The following is a 20,589-nucleotide window of genomic DNA, read 5'->3' on the forward strand; positions in this document are numbered from 1 at the left end:
TGTACAAATTATTCTATAAATGAAAATTATAAAATTGTAAATTTGAAGAAATAATGACACATCAAAAAACAAAAGATATTCAGAAAAGATACGACGGTTTTCTGCAAACACCTTGCTTGTGGAACGGTAATTCTGTGTATGGCTTAAATCAACTTAAAATCGAATCAAATTCAACAAAGATTGATATTAAAATCGATGAAAAAATCCGTTTGGGTAAATATATAGAACGTTTTGTTTCTTATCAACTAGCACAAGAAAAAGAGATTTCTATTGTTTGTGAAAATATTCAAATTCAAAGAGAAAAAATTACTTTAGGCGAGCTAGATTGCATCTTATTAAAAGAAGACAAACCAATTCACTTAGAAGTAATTTACAAGTTTTATTTGTATGATATTTCTGTTGGAACTTCTGAAATAGAGCATTTTATTGGTCCGAATAGAAAAGACTCTTTAGTAGAAAAACTGAATAAATTAAAGGACAAACAATTACCTCTGCTCTACTCTAACGAATGTGTTTCTTATTTAAAAACCATCAACTTAAACACTACAAATATTGAACAACAAGTTTATTTTAAAGGACAGTTATTTGTTCCTTATTTAGATAAAAACATTCAATTATCCGTATTAAATAAAGATTGCATTGTTGGGTTTTACATCAACAAAAACCAATTAGCACAATTTAAAGGTTGTAAGTTTTTTATTCCCAATAAAAAAGATTGGATTGTAATTCCGCATAAAAACGTAAACTGGTTAACTTTAGACAATTTTAACCAAGCTTCCGAGGTCTATTTTCAAAGAAAAAGTTCGCCACTTTGCTGGATGAAAAAGCAAAATGGCGAACTTGTAAAAATATTTTTAGTTTGGTGGTAATGCTCTAACTTTCCGTTTAATTTTTATCTACAATATCTCCAGAACCTACCGTTTTGGCATCTACATGTTTAGGATTTCCTTTGTAATACACATTACCAGAGCCTACTAATTTTGCTCTAATTTTAGATTTTACAGTTACTTTAATACTTCCAGAACCAGCAACATTTGCATACACCTCTTCAGTTTCTAAACCATAAGCACTAACGCTACCCGAACCCGCAATAGAACAAGTTAAATCATTCGCATTTCCTTCTAAATTAATATTTCCAGAACCACCAATAGAAGCTTTAATAGCGTCTGCAGTTACTTTTAAATCAATGTTTCCAGAACCTCCTAAATTCACTTTAAAATTGTCTGCTTTAATTAACGATGTTGCAGAAACATTTCCAGAACCACCTAAAGCAACACTTTCTATATGCTGATAAGGCACCGTTATAGTTACTTTTTTTGTTGAATTTATATTGGTATTTTTCTTATACTGAATTTTTAAAACACCCTTAGAAATTTCTGTTTCTAAATAAGGAATAATGTTTTCTTCTCCTTTAATGGTAATTTTACCTTCTTTTCCTTTTACTAGAATTACATCAAAAGAACCACCTACAGAAACGCCTTCATAATCTGCAGTTGTTCTTGTTTCTGTAACTACATTTCCGTTTCCTTTTATTTTTGTACTATTTCCAAACCAATTTTGTGCATTTACAGCAAAAGAGATGGTTAAAATTAAACTGGTTAGAATCGTTTTTTTATTCATGATTGTTATTGTTTAGGTTGATTGTTTTTAATCTTATTTAATACTTACGCCTCCATACTGAGAAGTAATCTTCAATTTAGAGTTGGTATTTCCTTTTCCGAATTTACCTTCGTAATATTTTTTTGTCGACTTAGAAATACTTTTAAAAAGTTCTATCTTATCATCATCTCTACTAAAATTAGCATACTCTAAATCGATTGTAAAATCGAAAACGGCATCTGGATCTACATTAATTCTGATACCAGCATATTCTCCGTTGATATCAACGTTTTCGAAACCCTTTACTAAGTTTTTTACTGTTAAAGAACCATAATCTGTATCAATTGTAAGGTTTTTCTTTACTGCTCCAAAACGCATACTAACATAGTCAGAATTTCCATGAATATTATCCGCCTCATCAATAGAAATAGAACCATAATCACAATTAAAATTAACACTTCCTGCCTTTTCTAATTTTGTGTTTGAATAATCTGAATTGATTTTTATTTGTTCAGAAGCTTCTATAGTTAATTTAGAATAATCAATATTTACATTACCACTTTTCATGTAATGAATTGTAGAACTCGGAGAATAATCTAAGTTAATATCATTATCTTTGGCAAACAAATTACCTATAGAAACTTTACCATAATCGCAATTAATAACTGCCCTACCCTCTAAATTATCTAAGTAAATATTACCATAATCATTGTTTAAAGCTACAGAATTAGATCTAGGCATTTTTACTACGTAATTAATTTTATAGTTGATACTTTTACTCTTACCAAACCAAGACCAACTACTTTTTTTATTACTGATAATTGTTTTTACATCTACCAAAGAGGCATTTGCATTAAACGCTATATCAATGGTAGAAAATTTTTCTTCAACATACTCTAAATCATCTCCTTGTACTGTAATTTCTACTTCGATTTCTACCGTGCTTTTATTCCAAGTAGTAATATTTACATTACCATATTTATTGTTTAAAGATACTTTAGCATCTGCATTTACGGTAAAAACCTTTTTAATAACCTTATTTTTTTCATGTCTCTTTGTATCTTCATTAGCTTGCACTAACAAAGGGATAAAAAGAAATAATAAAGTAATTTTATATATAAATTTCATCATTTAAAAGATTAGGGTTTTTAATATGTTCTATTTGTTTTAAAGTATTTTCTAAAACATCTAAACGCTGTTGATAATTTCTAATCATGGCATTTATAATTTTTCTTTGTTGCCCGTTTTTATTTAATTCTATAATAAAAAAAGTATATTCTTCTTCTAATTCTTCTAATTTCTCTAGAGCACTTTCTATAATACGTTCTGTATCTAAGTTCCTATTTTTTTCTACTGTTTTTAATTCTTGTCTTATGGTAGAAACAAAATAACTTTGTACTTCTTCCATTTTAGGTGAAACATCTGCCAAGTCCATTTGTCTTTTTTGATGATTGCTTCCCAACCAAAAGCCAAATATTAAAACTACTGAAGCTGCAACCGACAACCATTTCCAAGAAGTTTTAACAGTTTTCTTTTGTTGATTTAATTTGCGTTCAAAGCGTTCTAAATGCCCTGTATGCGGCTCTTGAAAGTCGAATTCATTTTCAGAAAAAAATTGATTTAATTTATCTTCCATACGCTTGTGCTTTACTATTTTCTGCAAGTAATACTTGCTTTAATTTCTTTTTTGCTCTAGAAACAGTGGTTCTCACATTTTCATTGGTATAGTTTAAAATCTGAGCAATTTCTTCATAATCATATCCTTCTATTAAATGTAAGGTTAACACCAATCTGTAATTTTCTTTTAAACTTTGCAAACAACGCAATACATTTTTTGCTTGTAACCCTGTATAATCAATAGTTTCTTCTTCTACATCATCATCAGGAATCACTTCCATTTTTACTTCTTGATATCGGTTATTCTTTTTTAATTGCGTTAAACTTTTATTGATCACAATTCTTTTTAACCAAGCTCCAAAAGTTACTTCACCTTTATAACTATCCATCTTTGTAAAAACCGTTAAAAACGCTTCTTGCATAATATCTTCCGCTTCAAAATTATCTTTTAAAATACGATATGCAGTATTGTACATTGCTTGGTAATAGGCTTTGTACAAATCTAACTGAGCGTTTTTATCCGACTTTTTGCAGCGTTTTAAAAGGTTGGTTATATGTGGTTGATTAGTTTCCAATAAAACGTTTGTATTCTATAGACAAATATGTTTTTAATTTGTGACAGTTTCTATAAATAAAATTACTCTTTTTTTGAAAAGAACAACTTTACATACTTTGCAATACCGTACGTGCTTCATTTTTAGTTGCTACTTTACACAAACTCCAATGTAAATCGTATTGGATACTTTCTCCAAGAACCAATTTCTTTTCCGGACTTAAACATTCTAGCTCTGTAAACAAATGATTGCCAAAAATAGTAACAGATGTTCCGTTATCTGGATACGTAGCTTTTTCTTCAAAATTAAATTGCTCTACAAATAAAGTGTTTTCTAAATACCCTGCAACCCATTTTTTAGCATCTAAACCTATCTTTTGTGGAAATTCTTCAGACGATTTTAAGGTGATAATATCATTATTTAGTACTACATTTTCTTCTGCGTAATTTTTTGCATCTGGCCATTTAGAAATTGTAAAACCATCTTTAAAAACACTATTTTTATTAATGCCTGCAAAACTAACATTGGGTGTTTTTATTTTTGATAAACTCCAAATAGTCAACGGAATGTTTTCTAATTCTTGATTCTTTGCAGCTACTTTTTTAATCAATTCTTGTTGAATGTTAACTCGTGTTCCTTGTTTAGAAATTGTGATGGTTCTTTTTATCTGAATGCCTAATAAGGTACTAATCGGACTTTCTAAAACAATACCATTCGCTAAAAAAGTAACTGAATAAGCACTTGCATTTATATAAGGATCTGGCACATGCCTAGAACCTGTTATTAAATGAAGATAATCTTCAGAACATGGTAAAACTCTATTTCCACCAACATTTGGCGCCTCAATGTTAGCTCCATTTTTAAAATATGCATCTTTAGTAAATGCAACACCTTCTAGCGCTTTATTCTCATACAGAACATTTTCTCCATCAATAAAACCATAATGCATAATGCGTCCAGTTTCTGGTACCACTAAAACTTTAATTTCAGCATTTGAAATGACTATTGTTTCTTTCCATCCTTTATAAAGGATATTTTTAATTTGTATGGCAGACATCTGTGTTATTTTCTATTGCAAAAATGATGAAAAAAAAAGGGAAGTACTTATATTGATACTAACAATAGATAATTATTTGTTTTAATAGTACTTTTGAATCTGAACAAATCTGCTTTTTAATTTCTATGGATAAAAAAATAAAGAAGCCTTGGCCTACAAAAAAAGCCATGGAACAGGTATATGAACTAAATCTTTGGGGAAGCAATAACACTGAATTTTATTCTGGTTCTGGCTCTCATCAACTAGAAATAATAACACCTTATATTGATGTTGTTCGTGCCTTTTTAAAAACATTTAAAACACCAATTACGGTTTGCGATTTAGGTTGTGGAGATTTTAACATTGGCAAGCAATTGGTTCCTTTTACCAAGAATTATATTGCTGTAGATATTGTTTCAAATTTAATAGATCACAATACAAAAACCTTTAAAGCAGCAAATTTAGAATTCCGTTGTTTAGATATTGCTGTAGATAATTTACCCGCTGCAGATTGTGTTATCTTAAGACAAGTATTGCAACATTTATCTAATAAAGAAGTACAAAGTATTGTAAATAAATTAGACAATTATAAATACATTATCCTCACAGAGCATTTGCCTTCAGGAAACTTTACACCCAATAAAGATATAATATCCGGACAAGGAATTCGAATTAAAAAACAAAGCGGAATAGACTTATTAGCAGCACCTTTTAATTTAAAAGTGAAAGATGAGAAACAATTATTATCTTATGTTTTAAAGGATAATAAAGGGATTATTATAACTACGCTCTACAGTTTGCTTTAAATTAATAATCTTGCACCAAAACCTCTGTAGGAATATGTAATTTTAAATTTAAGTTTCTAATCATTTCTAAAGTCAGTTTTCTTTTTTTGTTTAAAATTTCACTTACACGACTTTTAAACCCAATAACTTCAGCCAAATCTTTTTGCTTTAACCCCATTTGCTCCATTCTAAATTTAATAGCCTCAATAGGATCTGGAAAGCCAATAGGGAACACCTCATTTTCATATTTATCAATTAAAATTGATAGAATCTCTAATTCATCACCAGTTTTTGTGTCTTTTTTAGCATCAAAAATTACCTCTAACCTATCTAAAGATTTTTGATAATCTACTTCATTTTTTATTGGTTTAATATTCATCTTAAATTTCGTTTGCGTTAACTTTATCATATGCTGCGTGTGTACCTAGAAATCGAATCCAACATATTTGGTATTCTAAATTAAACTTCACAATTAACCTATAATTATTTCCTTTTATATTAAACACTACTCGGTTATCCGTTAAAATACTAGCACTTGGATATTCCTTTTTTAATTCATTGAAAGATTCCCAGTTAGCTCTTTCCATTTCTCGGTACCAAGCTGTTAGTTGCTGTTCCGAATCGGAATGTTTTAACCAAAAATCCCTTAAAGTTCGTTTTGCAATAACTCTCACATGTTTTTTCTTTAAGCAAATATACAAAAAGTTCCCGAAACGGGAATATTTAAATATATACAATGAATAAAACTGAATCAAACTAAATTTAAACCTTGGCACAACAATTGTTTTTATATATTAGAGATTCAGAAAATAGATAATTAATTTACTGATTATCAACAAACTAAAAATAACGAATTGACATTGATTTTACAGTTTTTAAAAATCAATGTCAGTATGACAGAGATATAACAGATGAGCAAACCAAAAATAATGCATTTAGACAATTTGTCGCTACATAGCATGTTAAATGAAGATTCAGAATTAATTCCGTTAATGACTCCAGAAGATGAGGAGATTATTAACAAAGAAAGCGTTCCGGAAGTTTTAGCTATTTTACCTTTAAGAAACACCGTATTGTTTCCAGGAGTTGTAATACCTATTACTGCAGGTAGAGACGCTTCTATACAGTTGATAAAAGATGCCAACAAAGGCGATAAAGTAATTGGAGTTGTTGCTCAAAAAAATGAAGAAGTAGAAGAACCTGGTTTAGCAGACATTCATACAACAGGTGTTGTTGCCCAAATTTTACGTGTTTTAAAAATGCCTGATGGCAACACAACCGTTATTATACAAGGTAAAAAACGTTTCGAAATTGATACCATCGTTCAGGACAAACCGTATTTAAAAGCTACTGTAAAAGAAGCTATTGAAGACAGAAGTGTAGATGATGAAAAAGAATTTGAAGCCATTATAGAATCTATTAAAGAACAAGCTTTAGAAGTAATAAAGGAAAACCCAATGTTACCTAGCGAAGCTTCTTTTGCGATTAAAAACATAAAATCAGATTCGTTTTTGGTGAATTTTATTTCATCGAACATGGATTTATCTGTAGCGCAAAAACAAATAATTTTAGAAAAAGACAATCTAAAAGAACGTGCTTTGTTAGCCTTAAAAAACTTAAACAAAGAGCTTCAGAAATTAAAATTACGTAACGATATTCAGTCTAAAACTCGCGAAGATTTAGACCAACAACAACGTGAATATTATTTACATCAGCAATTAAAAACCATACAAGATGAACTTGGTGGCGTTTCTAATGACGAGGAGTTAGAAGAAATGCGCAAGCAAGCAAAAACTAAGAAATGGAATAAAGAAGTTGCTGCTACTTTCGAGAAAGAGATCAATCGATTAAAAAGAATGAATCCGCAAGCGGCTGAATATGGTGTTCAGAGAAGTTACTTAGAATTGTTGCTAGAGTTACCTTGGGGAATTTACTCTGAAGATAAATTCGATTTAAAACTAGCTACAAAGGTTTTAGATAGAGATCACTTTGGTTTAGAAAAAGTAAAAGAAAGAATTATAGAACACTTAGCGGTTTTAAAGTTAAGAGGAGATATGAAATCGCCAATTATCTGTTTATACGGACCTCCAGGAGTTGGTAAAACTTCTTTAGGGAAATCTGTTGCAGAAGCATTAGGACGTAAATACGTACGTATGTCTTTAGGTGGTTTGCGTGATGAAGCAGAAATTAGAGGACATAGAAAAACTTATATTGGTGCCATGCCAGGGCGTTTAATTCAGAATTTAAAAAAGGCAGGAACCTCTAACCCGGTTTTTGTTTTAGATGAAATAGACAAGCTAAGTAATAGCCATCAAGGAGATCCTTCTTCTGCCATGTTAGAAGTTTTAGATCCGGAGCAAAACGAAGCTTTTTACGACAACTACTTAGAAGTTGGGTACGATTTATCTAAAGTACTTTTTATTGCAACCGCCAATAACTTAGGTCAAATTCCTTGGGCATTGCGCGATAGAATGGAAATTATAAATGTTACCGGTTATACGATAGAAGAAAAAATAGAAATTGCCAAAAGACATTTATTACCAAAACAATTAAAAGAACACGGTTTAACCACCAAAGATTTAAAGTTAGGTAAAAAACAATTAGAGCAAATTGTAGAAGGTTATACAAGAGAATCTGGTGTACGTGGTTTAGAAAAGAAAATTGCCAAAGTGGTACGTTTTGCAGCTAAATCTATTGCTTTAGAAGAAGAATATGACGTAGCTCTTTCATCAGAAAAAATAGAAGATATTTTAGGAACACCAAGATTTAGAGATAAATTCGAAAACAATGATGTTGCTGGTGTTGTTACCGGTTTAGCTTGGACCAGCGTTGGTGGAGACATTTTATTTATAGAATCTATTTTATCTAAAGGAAAAGGAACGCTTTCTATTACAGGTAATTTAGGTACGGTAATGAAAGAATCTGCAACCATTGCCCTACAATACATCAAATCAAACGCAGAAGAATTTGGAATTAAACAAGAGGTTTTAGAAAAATACAATGTACACATTCACGTACCAGAAGGCGCAACGCCAAAAGACGGACCAAGTGCAGGTATTACCATGTTAACTTCTTTAGTTTCTTCTTTTACGCAACGTAAAATTAAAAACAAATTAGCCATGACTGGCGAAATTACTTTACGTGGAAAAGTGTTACCTGTTGGCGGAATTAAAGAAAAAATATTAGCGGCTAAAAGAGCAAATATTAAAGAAATTATTCTGTGTAAAGAAAACGAAAAAGACATTTTAGAAATCAAAGAAAGCTACTTAAAAGGCATGACGTTCCATTATGTTACAGAAATGAAAGAAGTTATAGAAATAGCACTTACAAAGCAAAAAGTAAAGAATGCTAAAAAATTAAACTAAACTTAAAAAGCCTCTAATATGCTGATTTTTAATTGGTAATTAGAGGCCTTTTTATGCCCTTTTACCAACGTTTTTACTTTCTGTAGTAAAACATTACATATAAATAGCTAGTTCCGTTTTAGCATAGTAAATTTGCAAAAAAACAATTTTAATGATTATTTAGGCCTCTAAAAAATTACATTCGTAAAATTTACACCTATTTACTACATTATACACAAGTAAAAACACAAAACACTAAACATAACTCACATAAAAGCGCTACAAAGTGCTTTTATGTTTTTTTTTGATACTAAATAGTACATGACTCTTACCTCTAAAAACAATACAAATACCCCACGCATTACAACAGCATTATTATTAGCTGCCGGCACCGGAAGTCGTCTTTTTCCAATCACAAAAGACGCTCCAAAATGCTTAACCTTAGTCAGCGAAAAACCAATGTTGGCACGCCTTGTAACCAATTTAAAAGACCAAGGTTTTACGCGTCTTGTTATTGTAACCGGTTATAAACAAGAATGTATTGTAGACTTTTTAGGCAACCAAACAGAGGGTTTAAGTATCGAGTACATACACAGTCCGCTATACAAAACCACCAACAATATTTACTCACTTTGGATGGCCCGTAACAGCATCAAAGAACCTTTTGTACTACTAGAGAGCGACTTGGTTTTAGACACCGCTCTATTAACCCACATGAGGTATCCCAATAGAATTGCCGTAGCAAAAATGCAACCTTGGTTAAACGGAACTACCGTAACTTTAAATGACCAAAACAAGGTAATGCAGTTTCAACCAGGCACCACAGAGCCGTATACAGAAACGCGTTATAAAACCGTCAATATTTATAGTTTCTCTTTAGAATCTTGGCAAGAAGTTACCAAAAAACTGAATCAATATATTGAAGCCGGAAACGTAAACGCCTATTACGAAACCGTTTTTACAACCTTAGTAGCCGAAAGAAAACTAGCATTCGAAGCTGTTTCTTTTGATGAAAAACCTTGGTACGAAGTAGATACTCTTTTAGATTTAGCCGAAGCGGAAAAATTATTTCCAGTAGCTGCTGAAGAAGAAGTTACCTACGCTCTTTATTAATTTTTTTTAGAAGCTATTTCCTGCTTTTCACTGTATCTTTTTTCTTTCATTTCTTGCGAATGCAAAAAATGAAAGAAAAAAGGATGCCGTTTCAATCAGGGCTACACTTGCTTGTTGAGGTTGATGAGTTAGTAACGTTTTTTTTTATTTCTTGCGAATGGAGTTACAGATGATTTGTTTGTTTATTTAAACAATAAACAAACAAAACACGAACAACGAAATTCCTTTGGTATTTACCAAGTACGATAAAATTAACAATAACGTTTATATGGTGTTGTACGATTATACTTTATTTTAATTGATTTTTCACAATTCTTATCTTATTCTTTATTACAGAAAACATACTTTTTGCTAATAAATAAACTTCAGAAGAACCTTTCAATGGTCTTTCGTTCTCATCTGCTTTGTAATTCCTTTCAGCATTATTAATGGCTTCTTCGATAAAAATTGGATGTCTTCTTGAGTCAAATCCTCCCCTATAGTTTTCATTTACTTTCTGCTTCCAACTTTTACAAATATCGTCAGATTCAAACTCTTCAACTTTTTTATTTTGATGGAAAAATAACCAAACTTCAAAGCAAGGGTTACTTTCTACAAAAAACCAATTATCTTTAATCTTACATTCTGCTTTAATTTTACTTATTTGTTCTTCTCGACTATCAGATTTATCTGGGTCAGTATCCAATACAATCCATACCTCATCATTTTCTTGTATTGTAAACTTTGCTTTATCACCACTAAATGAGTTTATAGCTAAATCATAAAGACCTTTAGGAGAATTGTTGTCATCTTGTTTTAATTTATTAACCTCAACTTTAATACGGGAATCAATTTCTCTGAAATACTCAAAATATTGATATTCTCTCTTAGCTCCTTCACAGAAAATGTATAAACTTTTAGCTTCTCTACTTGGTGCTTGTCTTTCAAAAAGCCTATTTGTTAAAATCATATTCGTGCCATTTTAAATCTTCTAAATTTCCTAAAAAAGGAATTGAGCCATATCTACCGTTAAGATAACCTTTTCTAATATCAATAGTTTTATGCTCTTTGAAGTCACTCAATGAATATAAATCAGTAGAGCCATTTAAATCTTTTTCAGCAAACCAAATTTCATCTTGTCTAAATATTTCTTGATCTAACAAGTTTGATTCGTGTGTTGTGAATATCAGTTGTCCTTTTGTTTTATTATCTAAAGAGAATTTTTTAACGAGTTCTTTTATCAAAAGAGGATGAATGCTTCTTTCGATTTCATCTACTATGTATACTTTTTCAGATGAAATTACATTCTTAAAAGCAGGTACAAAATCTAATAACCTTACTGTTCCATCTGACTCTTCGTCTAAATCAAAAAAAACAGAACTTTTATTTGAAGTATGCTCAACTTTTAAAGTTTTAACCCAAATTGTGTCATTTTCTTTTACTAAAATCAATTCATCACCACGTCTACTCCTTAATCCTAACATTTTTTTAGGTGAATCTTCAACCTCTTTAATCAGTTTATCCAGTTCATTCTCATTATCCTCTCCGAAAAACTCTCGAATATTCTTTTTTTCTGTTCCCAAAGATTTAATTCCAATGTTAAATGAGCGCATTAAATCTTCTGCATAATTTTTAAATTCAATATCAGTATCAATTTTATGAGCTAGTGCTCTTGGTTTTGAATCAGGTGTTATTATTTCAAGAGTTTCAGAAAACCATTCAAAAGCTTTTTTTACATCTTTTAAAAATTTGTTATCCCTGTTTGACAATAATTTTAATACTGGTTCATTTGGTTTTACAAACTCTTCTAAAAGAACATCTTTAAGAACTTGACTTTTTTCATCATTTTCAAAGTCATCTAAAAATTTAATTGTAGTCTTATCTCCTACTGTTTTTCTTTCATAAATTAGTTTGTCTTCTTTTTTGCCCAACCCAGAAATATACAATTCTTCGGTTGATATTTTGTCCTCAGAAAGAACAATTCCATAATATAGAGCTGTGTTTTCTTGAATAAATTCAACCGCTAGAATTTGTTCTTTTTTATTTCCGAATTTATATTGTGTATCCTTTAATCTAAATGGAATCACCTCTCTTGTAATCAATTTCTGAAATTGAAATAAAGACTTAATCAAATTTGATTTTCCTGCACCATTGGCTCCATAAATAGATGAAAGTTTAAGTATTTCAAATCCATCTAAATTATACTTGTGGTCTTGAAGAGTTTTTAATCTCTTGTTCGGTATTGTTGTAAACTCTTTCCTTTCACCAAAAGAGAACATATTTTCTATTACTAACCTTATCAACATAACTTCACGTGATTATTTCACGTAAAGTTATTGATTTGTTTTTAAATAAGCAACACTAAAATGTTAATTAATTTAATTTAGGTGAAAATATCACGATTAATAGATCTAACCTACAAATCAAAACATCTCCCCTTTTTAATAACTTATAACCAACGTTAACAAAGTTAGTTTTTTAACCATAAAAAAATCAATTATTAAAGAACTGTTTATCAACATTTAAATAACACTTTTTTAAAGTAAATTTATAATTTTACAGGAACAAAAACCCCACAAAACGACAACGCAAACAAAAACCTCCAATTTAACTGTAAATATTACAGAAATTGGAGGTTTTTATATCGTTTTTACGAAGAAGTATTTTTTATTTCACCTTTATTCTAAGCCAAATTAAAAGAAATTTTAATCCCTTCAATAATCATACTTGTACCAATAATAGCAATGATTAATCCCATTATTTTACCGATTACAGAAATAACATTATTCCCTATTTTCCGAACAATATAATCGCTTAAACCAAAAGTAATATAGGTTAACAAGCACATAATCCCAAAAATTAGTATCACCAAACTAATGTGAATATAACTAGCATCAGACACAAAATTCATGGCAGTTACAATGGTTCCTGGTCCTGCTAAAATAGGAATCGCTAAAGGCGAAACCGCAATGTTTTCATCAATGTCTATACTTTTTAAATGCTTTATATTCGATTTCTTTGATTGTAACATTTCGAAACCAACAAAAAAGATTAAAATACCACCTGTAATCTTAAAGGCAGGAATCGTTATTCCAAATAACTCGAAAATAAACTTACCTAAAATAACAAAAACAGTAACAATAATAAAAGCAATTATAACTGCTCGTTTATTTATTCTTTGCTTAGTTTCTTTACTTGCTCCGTCTAATAAAGTTAAAAAAATTGGTAAATTAGAAACCGGATTCATAATGGCTAAAAAACCAGTAAATACGGTAATTGAATAGGTTAAAAGATTATCCATTTATTTTTTTTCTGTGTTTTTATAAATCCATTCTGCGATAAAGCAAAACCCTATAATTGAAATAGAAATAAGCACGCCCAATAGGTTTGTTTCGTACTGTTGGTGTATTAAAATAACGGTAGCAACCATGCATAAAATAAAACCCATTAACGGAATTACTTTATTGCTTCCTGTGTTTTTAGACAATTTATAACCAACAAAATTTACAATACCAAAAATAAGTAAAAACCCAACACTACCTGCTGTAGAGATGCTTTCTAAATCGAGAATATTTACAAGAATTAAAGTAGCAATGGCGGTTACCATTAACCCTATAGGTTGGTTCCATAATTTTGCTAAAAAATGATGATCGAGTTCGTCATCTTCTGCAATTTCATAATTTACACGACCAGCACCTAACAAAGAAGCATTGATTGCCGAAAAGGTAGAAATTAAAGCAGCCACTGTAATTATAGAAAAACCAATTTGTCCTAACATTGGTTTTGCGGCTTCTGCCAAAACATAATCTTCTGCCGTAGCAATTTTTGAAAAAGGAAGTGACCCCACCGTAACAATGGCAATAATAATGTACAAAATAATGACAAAAATAACCGAGATGTAATAAGCTCTAGAAATATTTTTTTCTGGATTGATAATATCTGGCGCTGCATTTGCAATTAACTCAAAGCCTTCATACGCTACAAAAATAACCATTCCGCCTGCAAATAATTTAATAGGAGCTTCCCAATTAGTCACTGCCAATTGTGTCAGTTCTGGATTCCCTATTAACCCGTAACCTCCAATAAAAATAAAGGCAATTAAAATGATCAGTTTAATAACAACAGCATAAGCTTCTATTTTACCCACCACAGCAACACTATAATAATTAATTACGGTTGCCAAAAGAATGATGCTACTCGCATAAATATGAAAGTCGATGGTTTTATGATGTGTAATTTCTAATAAATTAGGCGCATAAGAACCAAATGCAGAAGCATAAAGAGAAAGCATTATAATATAACTTACCCATAAAAGATTACTAATTGCACCACTAAACACCGTTTTACCAAATCCTTGGTTGATAAACTTTACCGTTCCTCCCCTATTTGGGTACGCTATTGAGAGTTTTACGTAACTATAAGAAGTTATTAAAGCCAAAATTCCTGCCAATAAAAAAGCAATAGGTGTTCCTCCTTTTGCGAGTGATACCGCAAGACCAAGAACTGCAAAAATTCCACCACCTACCATTCCGCCTACGCCAATGGATATTGCTTCTTTTAATCCTATTTTTTTGTTCATTTATGGTGATTTAAAGTATAAAGGTAAATTTTATAAAAGGATTCAGTATCAAATTTCCTTATAAAAATAAAAGCTCAAAAACAAGGTAATTGTGTTTTGAGCCTTTACAATGTATTTGTATAGAATAGCACTTATACGTACTCTTCTTTAACATCTAGAGTGTTGTTTATTTTGACAAAAGGCTATCAATTCGAGTGAATTTTACAATTGCAATGCGTAAAATTTGTATCGAGAATACCTATTTAAGTTATGAAATTGTTCTCGATATAATTTTTCGTACCTCAAAATCACTCGAACTGACATTTTAAATTTACAAAAAGTCCAAATGCGCCATTGGTTTTGTTATTGAATTTCTTCAATTTCGAAACCTGCACTTTTTACAGCTTCTACTACGCTGTTTTTATCTTCATCGTCTAAGGTTACTTCTAAAATTTTATCATCGTGCTCTAAATCTACTTTCCATAAATCTATATTGTCTAAATTGTTTAGCACAGGCGTTACAGATTTAATGCAACTTCCACAATGGATATTTGTTTTGTATTTTACGATTGTCATCTTTTTTTATTTTTAATTAATATTTTTATTTTTTAATCTTAAACTGTTAGAGAGTACAGATATAGAACTCATAGACATTGCTGCCCCAGCAATCATTGGGTTTAATAAAAATCCGTTGATGGGAAACAATACTCCTGCCGCAATAGGAATGACAATAAGGTTGTAAATAAATGCCCAGAATAAATTCTGTTTAATGGTTTTCATCGTTGCTTTAGACAATTGAATGGCTTTAGAAATCTGTTTTAAATCGGAATGCATTAACGTGATTCCTGCACTTTCCATCGCAATATCTGTTCCGCTTCCCATAGCAATACCAACATCTGCTTGTGCCAAAGCATGCGAGTCATTGATGCCGTCTCCTGCCATCGCAACCACTTTTCCTTGTGCTTGTAGTTCTTTCACAAAAGCACCTTTGTCTGCAGGCATTACATTTGCTTGGTAGTTTTTTATCCCAACTTTGTTGGCTATTGCTTTTGCAGTTTGCTCATTATCGCCAGTTAACATATGTATTTCTATGCCCATTTGTTGTAGTTTCTCAATGGCAGCAAGCGTTGTTTCTTTTACTTTATCGGCCACTGCAATAAGACCAACTACCCTATTTTTATGCGCTACATACACCACTGTTTTTGCTTCTGATTTTAAGCTATTTGCTTTGACACTCAATTCGGTAGGAATTGTAATTTCCTTTTGAATCATTAAACTTTCATTCCCTATTCTATACAATTCGTTTTTAAAGGTTCCTTCTGCTCCTAAACCAGTAATACTTGTAAAAGAATCGATGGGAACATTTTCTGTATCTATCATTTTTAAATGTGCTACAATTGCTTCTGCAATAGGATGCTCTGATTCTGATTCTATAGCAAACACCACTTTCTCTAACTCGGTAGAAACTGTATTTTTATCCCAAATTAAATCGGTTACTTTTGGTTTTCCTTCGGTGATGGTTCCTGTTTTGTCTAATATTAAAGTATCAATCTTATAAGCAGTTTCTAATGCTTGCGCGTCTTTTATTAAAATTCCTTGTTGTGCTCCTTTACCAATCCCCACCATTAAAGCGGTTGGAGTTGCCAAACCTAACGCACACGGACAAGCAATAATTAAAACAGTAATTGGCGTTAATAAAGCATAAGTTATAGAAGGATCTGGCCCTAATAAATACCATAAAACAGAAGTTACAACGGCTAAACCAATTACAATAGGCACAAATATACCTGCAATTTTATCTGCCAATTTCTGAATAGCAGGCTTGCTAGATTGTGCTTCTTCTACCAATTTAATAATTTGAGATAGTAAGGTTTCATCGCCAATTTTAGTAGCAATAATTCTTAAAGATCCTTTCTGATTGATAGTACCTGCAAAAACGTTACTTCCCTTCATTTTTTCTACCGGAATCGGTTCTCCAGAAATCATACTTTCATCTATAAAAGAAGTTCCTTTTTTTACTTTTCCGTCTACAGGTATTTTATCTCCTGGTTTTAAAATGATCAATTCACCTTTTAGAATTTCATCATAAGAGATTACTTTTTCTTCACCATTTCTAATTGCCGTTACTTTTTTAGGTTTTAAACCCATTAATTTCTTAATAGCAGAAGAGGTTTTACTTTTTGCTTTTTCTTCAAAAAAACGTCCTAATAAAATTAACGTAATAATAATTACTGCCGATTCGAAATACACATGAGGCACCAAACCTTTGCTTAAAAAATACTGCGGATTTACCGTATTAAATACACTAAACAAAAAGGCAATTCCGGTACTTAGTGCCACCAATGTATCCATATTTGTAGAAAAACTCTTTAGCCTTTTCCACGCAATGGTGTAAAACTCTGCACCACTATAAAATAAAACAGGTAGTGCAAGCGCCATCATAATCCAATTTTCATACGGTATTTTACCCATTAAAAACATAGACATGATAAAAATAGGCACCGAAAAGATTGCAGCGAAAATCAACTTCTTTTTAAGGGTTGCTAATCTTTTTTCTTCTAAAGCTTCAAACTCTTTTTTAGTATCTTCTTTTGTGCCTAAAATCAATTTAAAACCTATTTCTTTAACTTTATTCCCAATAGTTTCCAACGGAATAATATTCTCGTCATATGAGATGGTCACCGATTGATTTGGGTAATTAACAGCAACCTCAAGAATTCCTTTTTGCGGCTTTAAATACGTCTCTATGCTAATGGCACACGAGGCACAAGTCATACCTGCTACTTTATATTCTTCTTTCATGATATTACTTTTATTGTACTACAAAAGTACAGCTACTGTACACCAAATTTGTTATAGAATTATGAGTACCATTTGTATAATTCTGATTTTATAAATTTTATTTAAAGTGCATCTAACGATTGATGCTTAGGATCTTTCATTTTTTTAAACTGAGAAGGAGACATGCCCGTTTCTTTTTTAAACTGTGCAGAAAGATGAGCTACACTGCTATAATTCATCTGAATAGCAATTTCTGAAAGCGAATATTCTTTGTAAAAAAGCAATTCTTTTACATGCTCTATTTTCTGTTTTAAAATAAAACGTTCTATAGTAATCCCTTCTACAGAAGAAAAAAGCCTACTAAGAGAAGCATAATCATGCTGTAATTCATCAGAAATATAATCTGAAAAATTGATATGTAAAGGTTCTTTTGAGTGATGTACTTGTGCAATTATTAAGGCTTTAATCTGCGTTATTATTTTTTGATTTTTATCCTCTAGCAACTCAAAACCTCTTTCTTTTAAACGGCTCCCCAATTTCAATTTTAAAGCATCATTTATTGCTGTAGTACTTTCTAACTTCCCCAACTGAAGGTTGTGAATACCAATCTGTAAATCTGCACAAATTTCTTTTACCACATCTATACAACGCGGACAAACCATATTTTTTATATAGATAATAGTGGTGTTCATTTTTTTAAATTTAAAAAATAATTACTATTTATTTAAGGGTGAATTAATGGTTGGTAAAGTTTCTTAAATCTCTATTAGCCCCATAAATTACTAAAATATCATTTTCGTTTAAAACAGTATCTGGCGATATCACACCTTGTACTTCTTCTTCGTTTCTAGACCTACCAACAATAGATTTTACTTTTCTTTTTTTAATGGTAGTTAACGCTAAGATATTGTATTTTCTACGAAGCTGAATTTCTTTAATTGTACTGCCAATATATCTTTCGGGAATATTTACCTCAATAATGCTAAAATCTGCACTCAACTCAAAAGAATCTACCACATTTGTTAAACATAATTTTTTAGCCCAACGCTCTGCAGATTCTTCTTCTGGATGTACAATTTCTTCGATACCAATGGCATTTAAAACTTTTTCGTGCAACGGATTAATAGCTCTACTAATTAATCGTTTTACTTGAAAATTTTTAAACAATGCCGTTGTCATAACATTAGCTCCTTGGTCTTGCCCAAAGGCGATAATAACCACATCGGTATCACTTAATGGCAATCCGGAAACGGTAGATTCATCCGTAGCATCCATACAAATAGTATGAGAAATTCTTTCTTTATACAATTCCACTTTTGCCATATTGCTATCTATCCCAATCACTTCATTTCCTTGTGTAGTTAGTTTTTCTGCCAATGGAGCTCCAAAATTTCCGAGTCCTACAATAATATATTTCATAATATTAGTTTATGGTTATTTCTTCGCTTGGGTAGCGATAATTTTTATGCTTAATTTTTCTAAAAACGGCTACCATTATAGAAAGCATACTTACCCTCCCTATAAACATAATAGCAATTACCACTAATTTACTAGCCGTACCAAGACTTGCGGTTATACCTAAACTTAACCCAACAGTACTATAGGCAGAAAAACTTTCGAAAGCAATGTTTAAAAGCCCTAATTCTGGGTTAAAAATAGTAATTAGCATAATACCAGAACCTATTACAATTAATGAAAGTGCTATGGTAGCAAATGCTCTTTTTACAGAAATATCTGCAATTTCTCTTCGGTATACTTCTATTCTGTTTTTACCTTTTGCTAAACTGAGTATATTTAAAATAGCAATGGCAAAAGTACTGGTTTTTATACCACCTCCGGTGGATGCAGGCGAAGCTCCAATCCACATTAATAAAAAGGTAATCATTATTGTTGGTGATGCCAAAGCAGTCATGTCTACCGAATTAAAACCGGCTGTTCTAGGTGTTGTTGCAATAAATAAAGCATTGACCATTTTACCAAAAAGCGAATACTCTTCTAAAGTATTATGATATTCTATTATAAAAAAAAGTATAAAAGCAACACCTGTAAGTGATAAAGTAGTAATTAAATTAATACGACTGTTAATTTTTAAAACCCAAGGTTTATATGCTTTTCTGTACGCTTGAAATCGGAAAAAATTAAGAATTACATGCTTTAAATATTTAACAAGATTTACAACAATAGGAAACCCTAAACTTCCTAAAAAGAAGGTAGCAATAATAACCAATTGCAAAGAGTAATTAAAACGAAAACCAACCTCGTAAATACTATTGCTTAATGTAGAAAAACCGGCATTACAAAAAGCAGAAATAGCATGAAAAACAGAAAAAAAGGCTTTATCAACAAAGCTAGTAACTAAGGCATCATCTAAAGAAATATAAATAAGTATGGCTGCACTTAACTCTACCGTTGCGGTAATTACAATAATATTTTTTAAGGTATTAAAAACACTTCCTATTCTTTGTGCATTAGTCATTTCACTTAGCGTTAATTGGTTTTCATACGTGCTACCACCTTTAAAAAAATAACTAAAATAACTCGCAAAAGTTAAAATTCCCAAACCACCAATTTGAATTAGAATTAAAAGGATAGATTGCCCAAAAACAGTAAAATAAGAACCTGTATCTACTACCGCTAACCCTGTAACACAAACCGCACTTGCGGATGTAAATAATGCATCAATAAAAGACAAACCATTATACGTTGCTTTTGGCATCATCAATAATAATGAGCCTAAAAAAATAATGGTTAAAAAACTTAAAATAAATAACTGAGCAGGATTAAAATAAATTCTATTTAGGTTTAATTTCAGTTCAGAAAACTCTCTAATAAAAGATAAAATAACAGCAAAAACAAGCCATAACGGGTTGTCTAAAACCAAATCTGTCTGAAAAGCTTCTCCAACAAAGAGGTACATATAAAAAATACCTAATAGATACATTACAGAAAGTACATCAAAGACAATTACATTTCTTTTTAAAAGATGTGGCCTTTCAAAATACCTCATAAAAGTAGAGATTAACCCCAAAGCAATTACAATAAAGTAAAACCCATCTATAAGTTCTTGTACCAAAATAGATTGCTCAAAACCAAAATGGAATATAAAAGCAAACAACCCTAAAACACTTGCCCAAAATGCAGTATTATATATTTTTTTAAAAGCAACATTCATTAGGCAAAAGTAGTCTTCATAATTAGTATTCTATTCAATTTTAAATTGTTT

The 20,589-nt window shown here is 30.9% G+C and carries 20 protein-coding genes; 4 read left to right on the plus strand and 16 right to left on the minus strand.

Annotated features, from left to right (window positions below; translation table 11 throughout):
• The first annotated feature begins 53 nt into the window (after nucleotides 1-53).
• A complete protein-coding gene (locus WG951_RS03700) occupies nucleotides 54-869 on the plus strand; it encodes a DUF1853 family protein (RefSeq protein WP_105048855.1) in 816 nt (271 codons plus the stop codon).
• A 16-nt stretch (nucleotides 870-885) separates the two neighbouring features.
• Here the strand turns inward: WG951_RS03700 and WG951_RS03705 are convergent, their stop codons facing one another.
• The 5 genes from WG951_RS03705 to WG951_RS03725 all read right to left on the minus strand — a co-directional run bounded on the left by WG951_RS03705 (nucleotide 886) and on the right by WG951_RS03725 (nucleotide 4,827).
• A complete protein-coding gene (locus tag WG951_RS03705; RefSeq protein WP_105048856.1) occupies nucleotides 886-1,620 on the minus strand; it encodes a head GIN domain-containing protein in 735 nt (244 codons plus the stop codon).
• Between the two features lie 33 nt (nucleotides 1,621-1,653).
• A complete protein-coding gene (locus tag WG951_RS03710) occupies nucleotides 1,654-2,730 on the minus strand; it encodes a DUF4097 domain-containing protein (protein WP_146105263.1) in 1,077 nt (358 codons plus the stop codon).
• The gene (locus WG951_RS03715; protein WP_105048858.1) at nucleotides 2,711-3,235 is read right to left on the minus strand and encodes a hypothetical protein; all 525 of its coding nucleotides are present in this window, start codon (nucleotides 3,233-3,235) and stop codon (nucleotides 2,711-2,713) included. The genes WG951_RS03710 and WG951_RS03715 overlap by 20 nt, the downstream gene beginning before the upstream one ends.
• Nucleotides 3,225-3,791: an RNA polymerase sigma factor gene (locus WG951_RS03720; RefSeq protein ID WP_105048859.1), complete on the minus strand. Its 567-nt coding sequence runs from the start codon at nucleotides 3,789-3,791 to the stop codon at nucleotides 3,225-3,227. Before WG951_RS03720 ends, WG951_RS03715 begins: the two co-directional genes overlap by 11 nt.
• A gap of 88 nt (nucleotides 3,792-3,879) precedes the next feature.
• Complete coding sequence (locus tag WG951_RS03725) at nucleotides 3,880-4,827, minus strand: hypothetical protein (protein ID WP_105048860.1); 948 nt, start codon at nucleotides 4,825-4,827, stop codon at nucleotides 3,880-3,882.
• Nucleotides 4,828-4,952: 125 nt separating this feature from the next.
• Here WG951_RS03725 and WG951_RS03730 point away from each other — a divergent pair, with 125 nt between their 5' ends.
• Nucleotides 4,953-5,612: a class I SAM-dependent methyltransferase gene (locus WG951_RS03730; protein ID WP_105048861.1), complete on the plus strand. Its 660-nt coding sequence runs from the start codon at nucleotides 4,953-4,955 to the stop codon at nucleotides 5,610-5,612.
• Between the two features lies 1 nt (nucleotide 5,613).
• Here the strand turns inward: WG951_RS03730 and WG951_RS03735 are convergent, their stop codons facing one another.
• Both WG951_RS03735 and WG951_RS03740 read right to left on the minus strand, forming a co-directional pair.
• Nucleotides 5,614-5,970, minus strand: coding sequence for a helix-turn-helix domain-containing protein (locus WG951_RS03735; protein ID WP_105048862.1), 357 nt, complete (start codon nucleotides 5,968-5,970; stop codon nucleotides 5,614-5,616).
• 1 nt (nucleotide 5,971) lies between these two features.
• Complete coding sequence (locus WG951_RS03740) at nucleotides 5,972-6,265, minus strand: type II toxin-antitoxin system HigB family toxin (RefSeq protein WP_105048863.1); 294 nt, start codon at nucleotides 6,263-6,265, stop codon at nucleotides 5,972-5,974.
• Between the two features lie 237 nt (nucleotides 6,266-6,502).
• On the opposite strand from WG951_RS03740, the gene lon reads away from it, so the two are divergent.
• Nucleotides 6,503-8,956, plus strand: coding sequence for an endopeptidase La (gene lon / locus WG951_RS03745; RefSeq protein WP_105048864.1), 2,454 nt, complete (start codon nucleotides 6,503-6,505; stop codon nucleotides 8,954-8,956).
• A 300-nt stretch (nucleotides 8,957-9,256) separates the two neighbouring features.
• Nucleotides 9,257-10,048, plus strand: coding sequence for a sugar phosphate nucleotidyltransferase (locus WG951_RS03750; RefSeq protein ID WP_105048865.1), 792 nt, complete (start codon nucleotides 9,257-9,259; stop codon nucleotides 10,046-10,048).
• A gap of 289 nt (nucleotides 10,049-10,337) precedes the next feature.
• On the opposite strand, the gene WG951_RS03755 is transcribed toward WG951_RS03750, so the two are convergent.
• The 9 genes from WG951_RS03755 to WG951_RS03795 all read right to left on the minus strand — a co-directional run bounded on the left by WG951_RS03755 (nucleotide 10,338) and on the right by WG951_RS03795 (nucleotide 20,538).
• A complete protein-coding gene (locus tag WG951_RS03755; RefSeq protein ID WP_105048866.1) occupies nucleotides 10,338-10,997 on the minus strand; it encodes an RloB family protein in 660 nt (219 codons plus the stop codon).
• Nucleotides 10,981-12,306, minus strand: coding sequence for an AAA family ATPase (locus WG951_RS03760; protein ID WP_170062892.1), 1,326 nt, complete (start codon nucleotides 12,304-12,306; stop codon nucleotides 10,981-10,983). The genes WG951_RS03755 and WG951_RS03760 overlap by 17 nt, the downstream gene beginning before the upstream one ends.
• A gap of 404 nt (nucleotides 12,307-12,710) precedes the next feature.
• Nucleotides 12,711-13,328 (minus strand): MarC family protein, encoded by a 618-nt coding sequence (locus WG951_RS03765; protein ID WP_105048868.1) that lies wholly within the window; start codon nucleotides 13,326-13,328, stop codon nucleotides 12,711-12,713.
• Nucleotides 13,329-14,606: an APC family permease gene (locus WG951_RS03770; protein WP_105048869.1), complete on the minus strand. Its 1,278-nt coding sequence runs from the start codon at nucleotides 14,604-14,606 to the stop codon at nucleotides 13,329-13,331.
• A gap of 342 nt (nucleotides 14,607-14,948) precedes the next feature.
• Nucleotides 14,949-15,161: a heavy-metal-associated domain-containing protein gene (locus WG951_RS03775; RefSeq protein WP_105048870.1), complete on the minus strand. Its 213-nt coding sequence runs from the start codon at nucleotides 15,159-15,161 to the stop codon at nucleotides 14,949-14,951.
• 12 nt (nucleotides 15,162-15,173) lie between these two features.
• Entirely contained in the window at nucleotides 15,174-17,387 is a 2,214-nt protein-coding gene (locus WG951_RS03780) for a heavy metal translocating P-type ATPase (RefSeq protein ID WP_211296709.1), read from the minus strand.
• Between the two features lie 101 nt (nucleotides 17,388-17,488).
• Complete coding sequence (locus WG951_RS03785) at nucleotides 17,489-18,058, minus strand: helix-turn-helix domain-containing protein (protein ID WP_105048871.1); 570 nt, start codon at nucleotides 18,056-18,058, stop codon at nucleotides 17,489-17,491.
• A 43-nt stretch (nucleotides 18,059-18,101) separates the two neighbouring features.
• Nucleotides 18,102-18,785, minus strand: coding sequence for a potassium channel family protein (locus WG951_RS03790; RefSeq protein WP_105048872.1), 684 nt, complete (start codon nucleotides 18,783-18,785; stop codon nucleotides 18,102-18,104).
• 4 nt (nucleotides 18,786-18,789) lie between these two features.
• Nucleotides 18,790-20,538, minus strand: coding sequence for a TrkH family potassium uptake protein (locus tag WG951_RS03795; protein ID WP_105048873.1), 1,749 nt, complete (start codon nucleotides 20,536-20,538; stop codon nucleotides 18,790-18,792).
• Nucleotides 20,539-20,589 lie beyond the last annotated feature (51 nt).

Source organism: Polaribacter butkevichii (assembly GCF_038024105.1).
Taxonomy (GTDB): domain Bacteria; phylum Bacteroidota; class Bacteroidia; order Flavobacteriales; family Flavobacteriaceae; genus Polaribacter; species Polaribacter butkevichii.

Coding starts and splice junctions, on each gene's coding strand:
- lon (WP_105048864.1), top strand. CDS start 6,503: ATGAGCAAACCAAAAATAATGCATTTAGACAATTTGTCGCTACATAGC.
- WG951_RS03760 (WP_170062892.1), bottom strand. CDS start 12,306: ATGTTCTCTTTTGGTGAAAGGAAAGAGTTTACAACAATACCGAACAAG.
- WG951_RS03705 (WP_105048856.1), bottom strand. CDS start 1,620: ATGAATAAAAAAACGATTCTAACCAGTTTAATTTTAACCATCTCTTTT.
- WG951_RS03715 (WP_105048858.1), bottom strand. CDS start 3,235: ATGGAAGATAAATTAAATCAATTTTTTTCTGAAAATGAATTCGACTTT.
- WG951_RS03730 (WP_105048861.1), top strand. CDS start 4,953: ATGGATAAAAAAATAAAGAAGCCTTGGCCTACAAAAAAAGCCATGGAA.
- WG951_RS03750 (WP_105048865.1), top strand. CDS start 9,257: ATGACTCTTACCTCTAAAAACAATACAAATACCCCACGCATTACAACA.
- WG951_RS03735 (WP_105048862.1), bottom strand. CDS start 5,970: ATGAATATTAAACCAATAAAAAATGAAGTAGATTATCAAAAATCTTTA.
- WG951_RS03795 (WP_105048873.1), bottom strand. CDS start 20,538: ATGAATGTTGCTTTTAAAAAAATATATAATACTGCATTTTGGGCAAGT.
- WG951_RS03790 (WP_105048872.1), bottom strand. CDS start 18,785: ATGAAATATATTATTGTAGGACTCGGAAATTTTGGAGCTCCATTGGCA.
- WG951_RS03700 (WP_105048855.1), top strand. CDS start 54: ATGACACATCAAAAAACAAAAGATATTCAGAAAAGATACGACGGTTTT.
- WG951_RS03710 (WP_146105263.1), bottom strand. CDS start 2,730: ATGATGAAATTTATATATAAAATTACTTTATTATTTCTTTTTATCCCT.
- WG951_RS03725 (WP_105048860.1), bottom strand. CDS start 4,827: ATGTCTGCCATACAAATTAAAAATATCCTTTATAAAGGATGGAAAGAA.
- WG951_RS03765 (WP_105048868.1), bottom strand. CDS start 13,328: ATGGATAATCTTTTAACCTATTCAATTACCGTATTTACTGGTTTTTTA.
- WG951_RS03780 (WP_211296709.1), bottom strand. CDS start 17,387: ATGAAAGAAGAATATAAAGTAGCAGGTATGACTTGTGCCTCGTGTGCC.
- WG951_RS03775 (WP_105048870.1), bottom strand. CDS start 15,161: ATGACAATCGTAAAATACAAAACAAATATCCATTGTGGAAGTTGCATT.
- WG951_RS03785 (WP_105048871.1), bottom strand. CDS start 18,058: ATGAACACCACTATTATCTATATAAAAAATATGGTTTGTCCGCGTTGT.
- WG951_RS03770 (WP_105048869.1), bottom strand. CDS start 14,606: ATGAACAAAAAAATAGGATTAAAAGAAGCAATATCCATTGGCGTAGGC.
- WG951_RS03755 (WP_105048866.1), bottom strand. CDS start 10,997: ATGATTTTAACAAATAGGCTTTTTGAAAGACAAGCACCAAGTAGAGAA.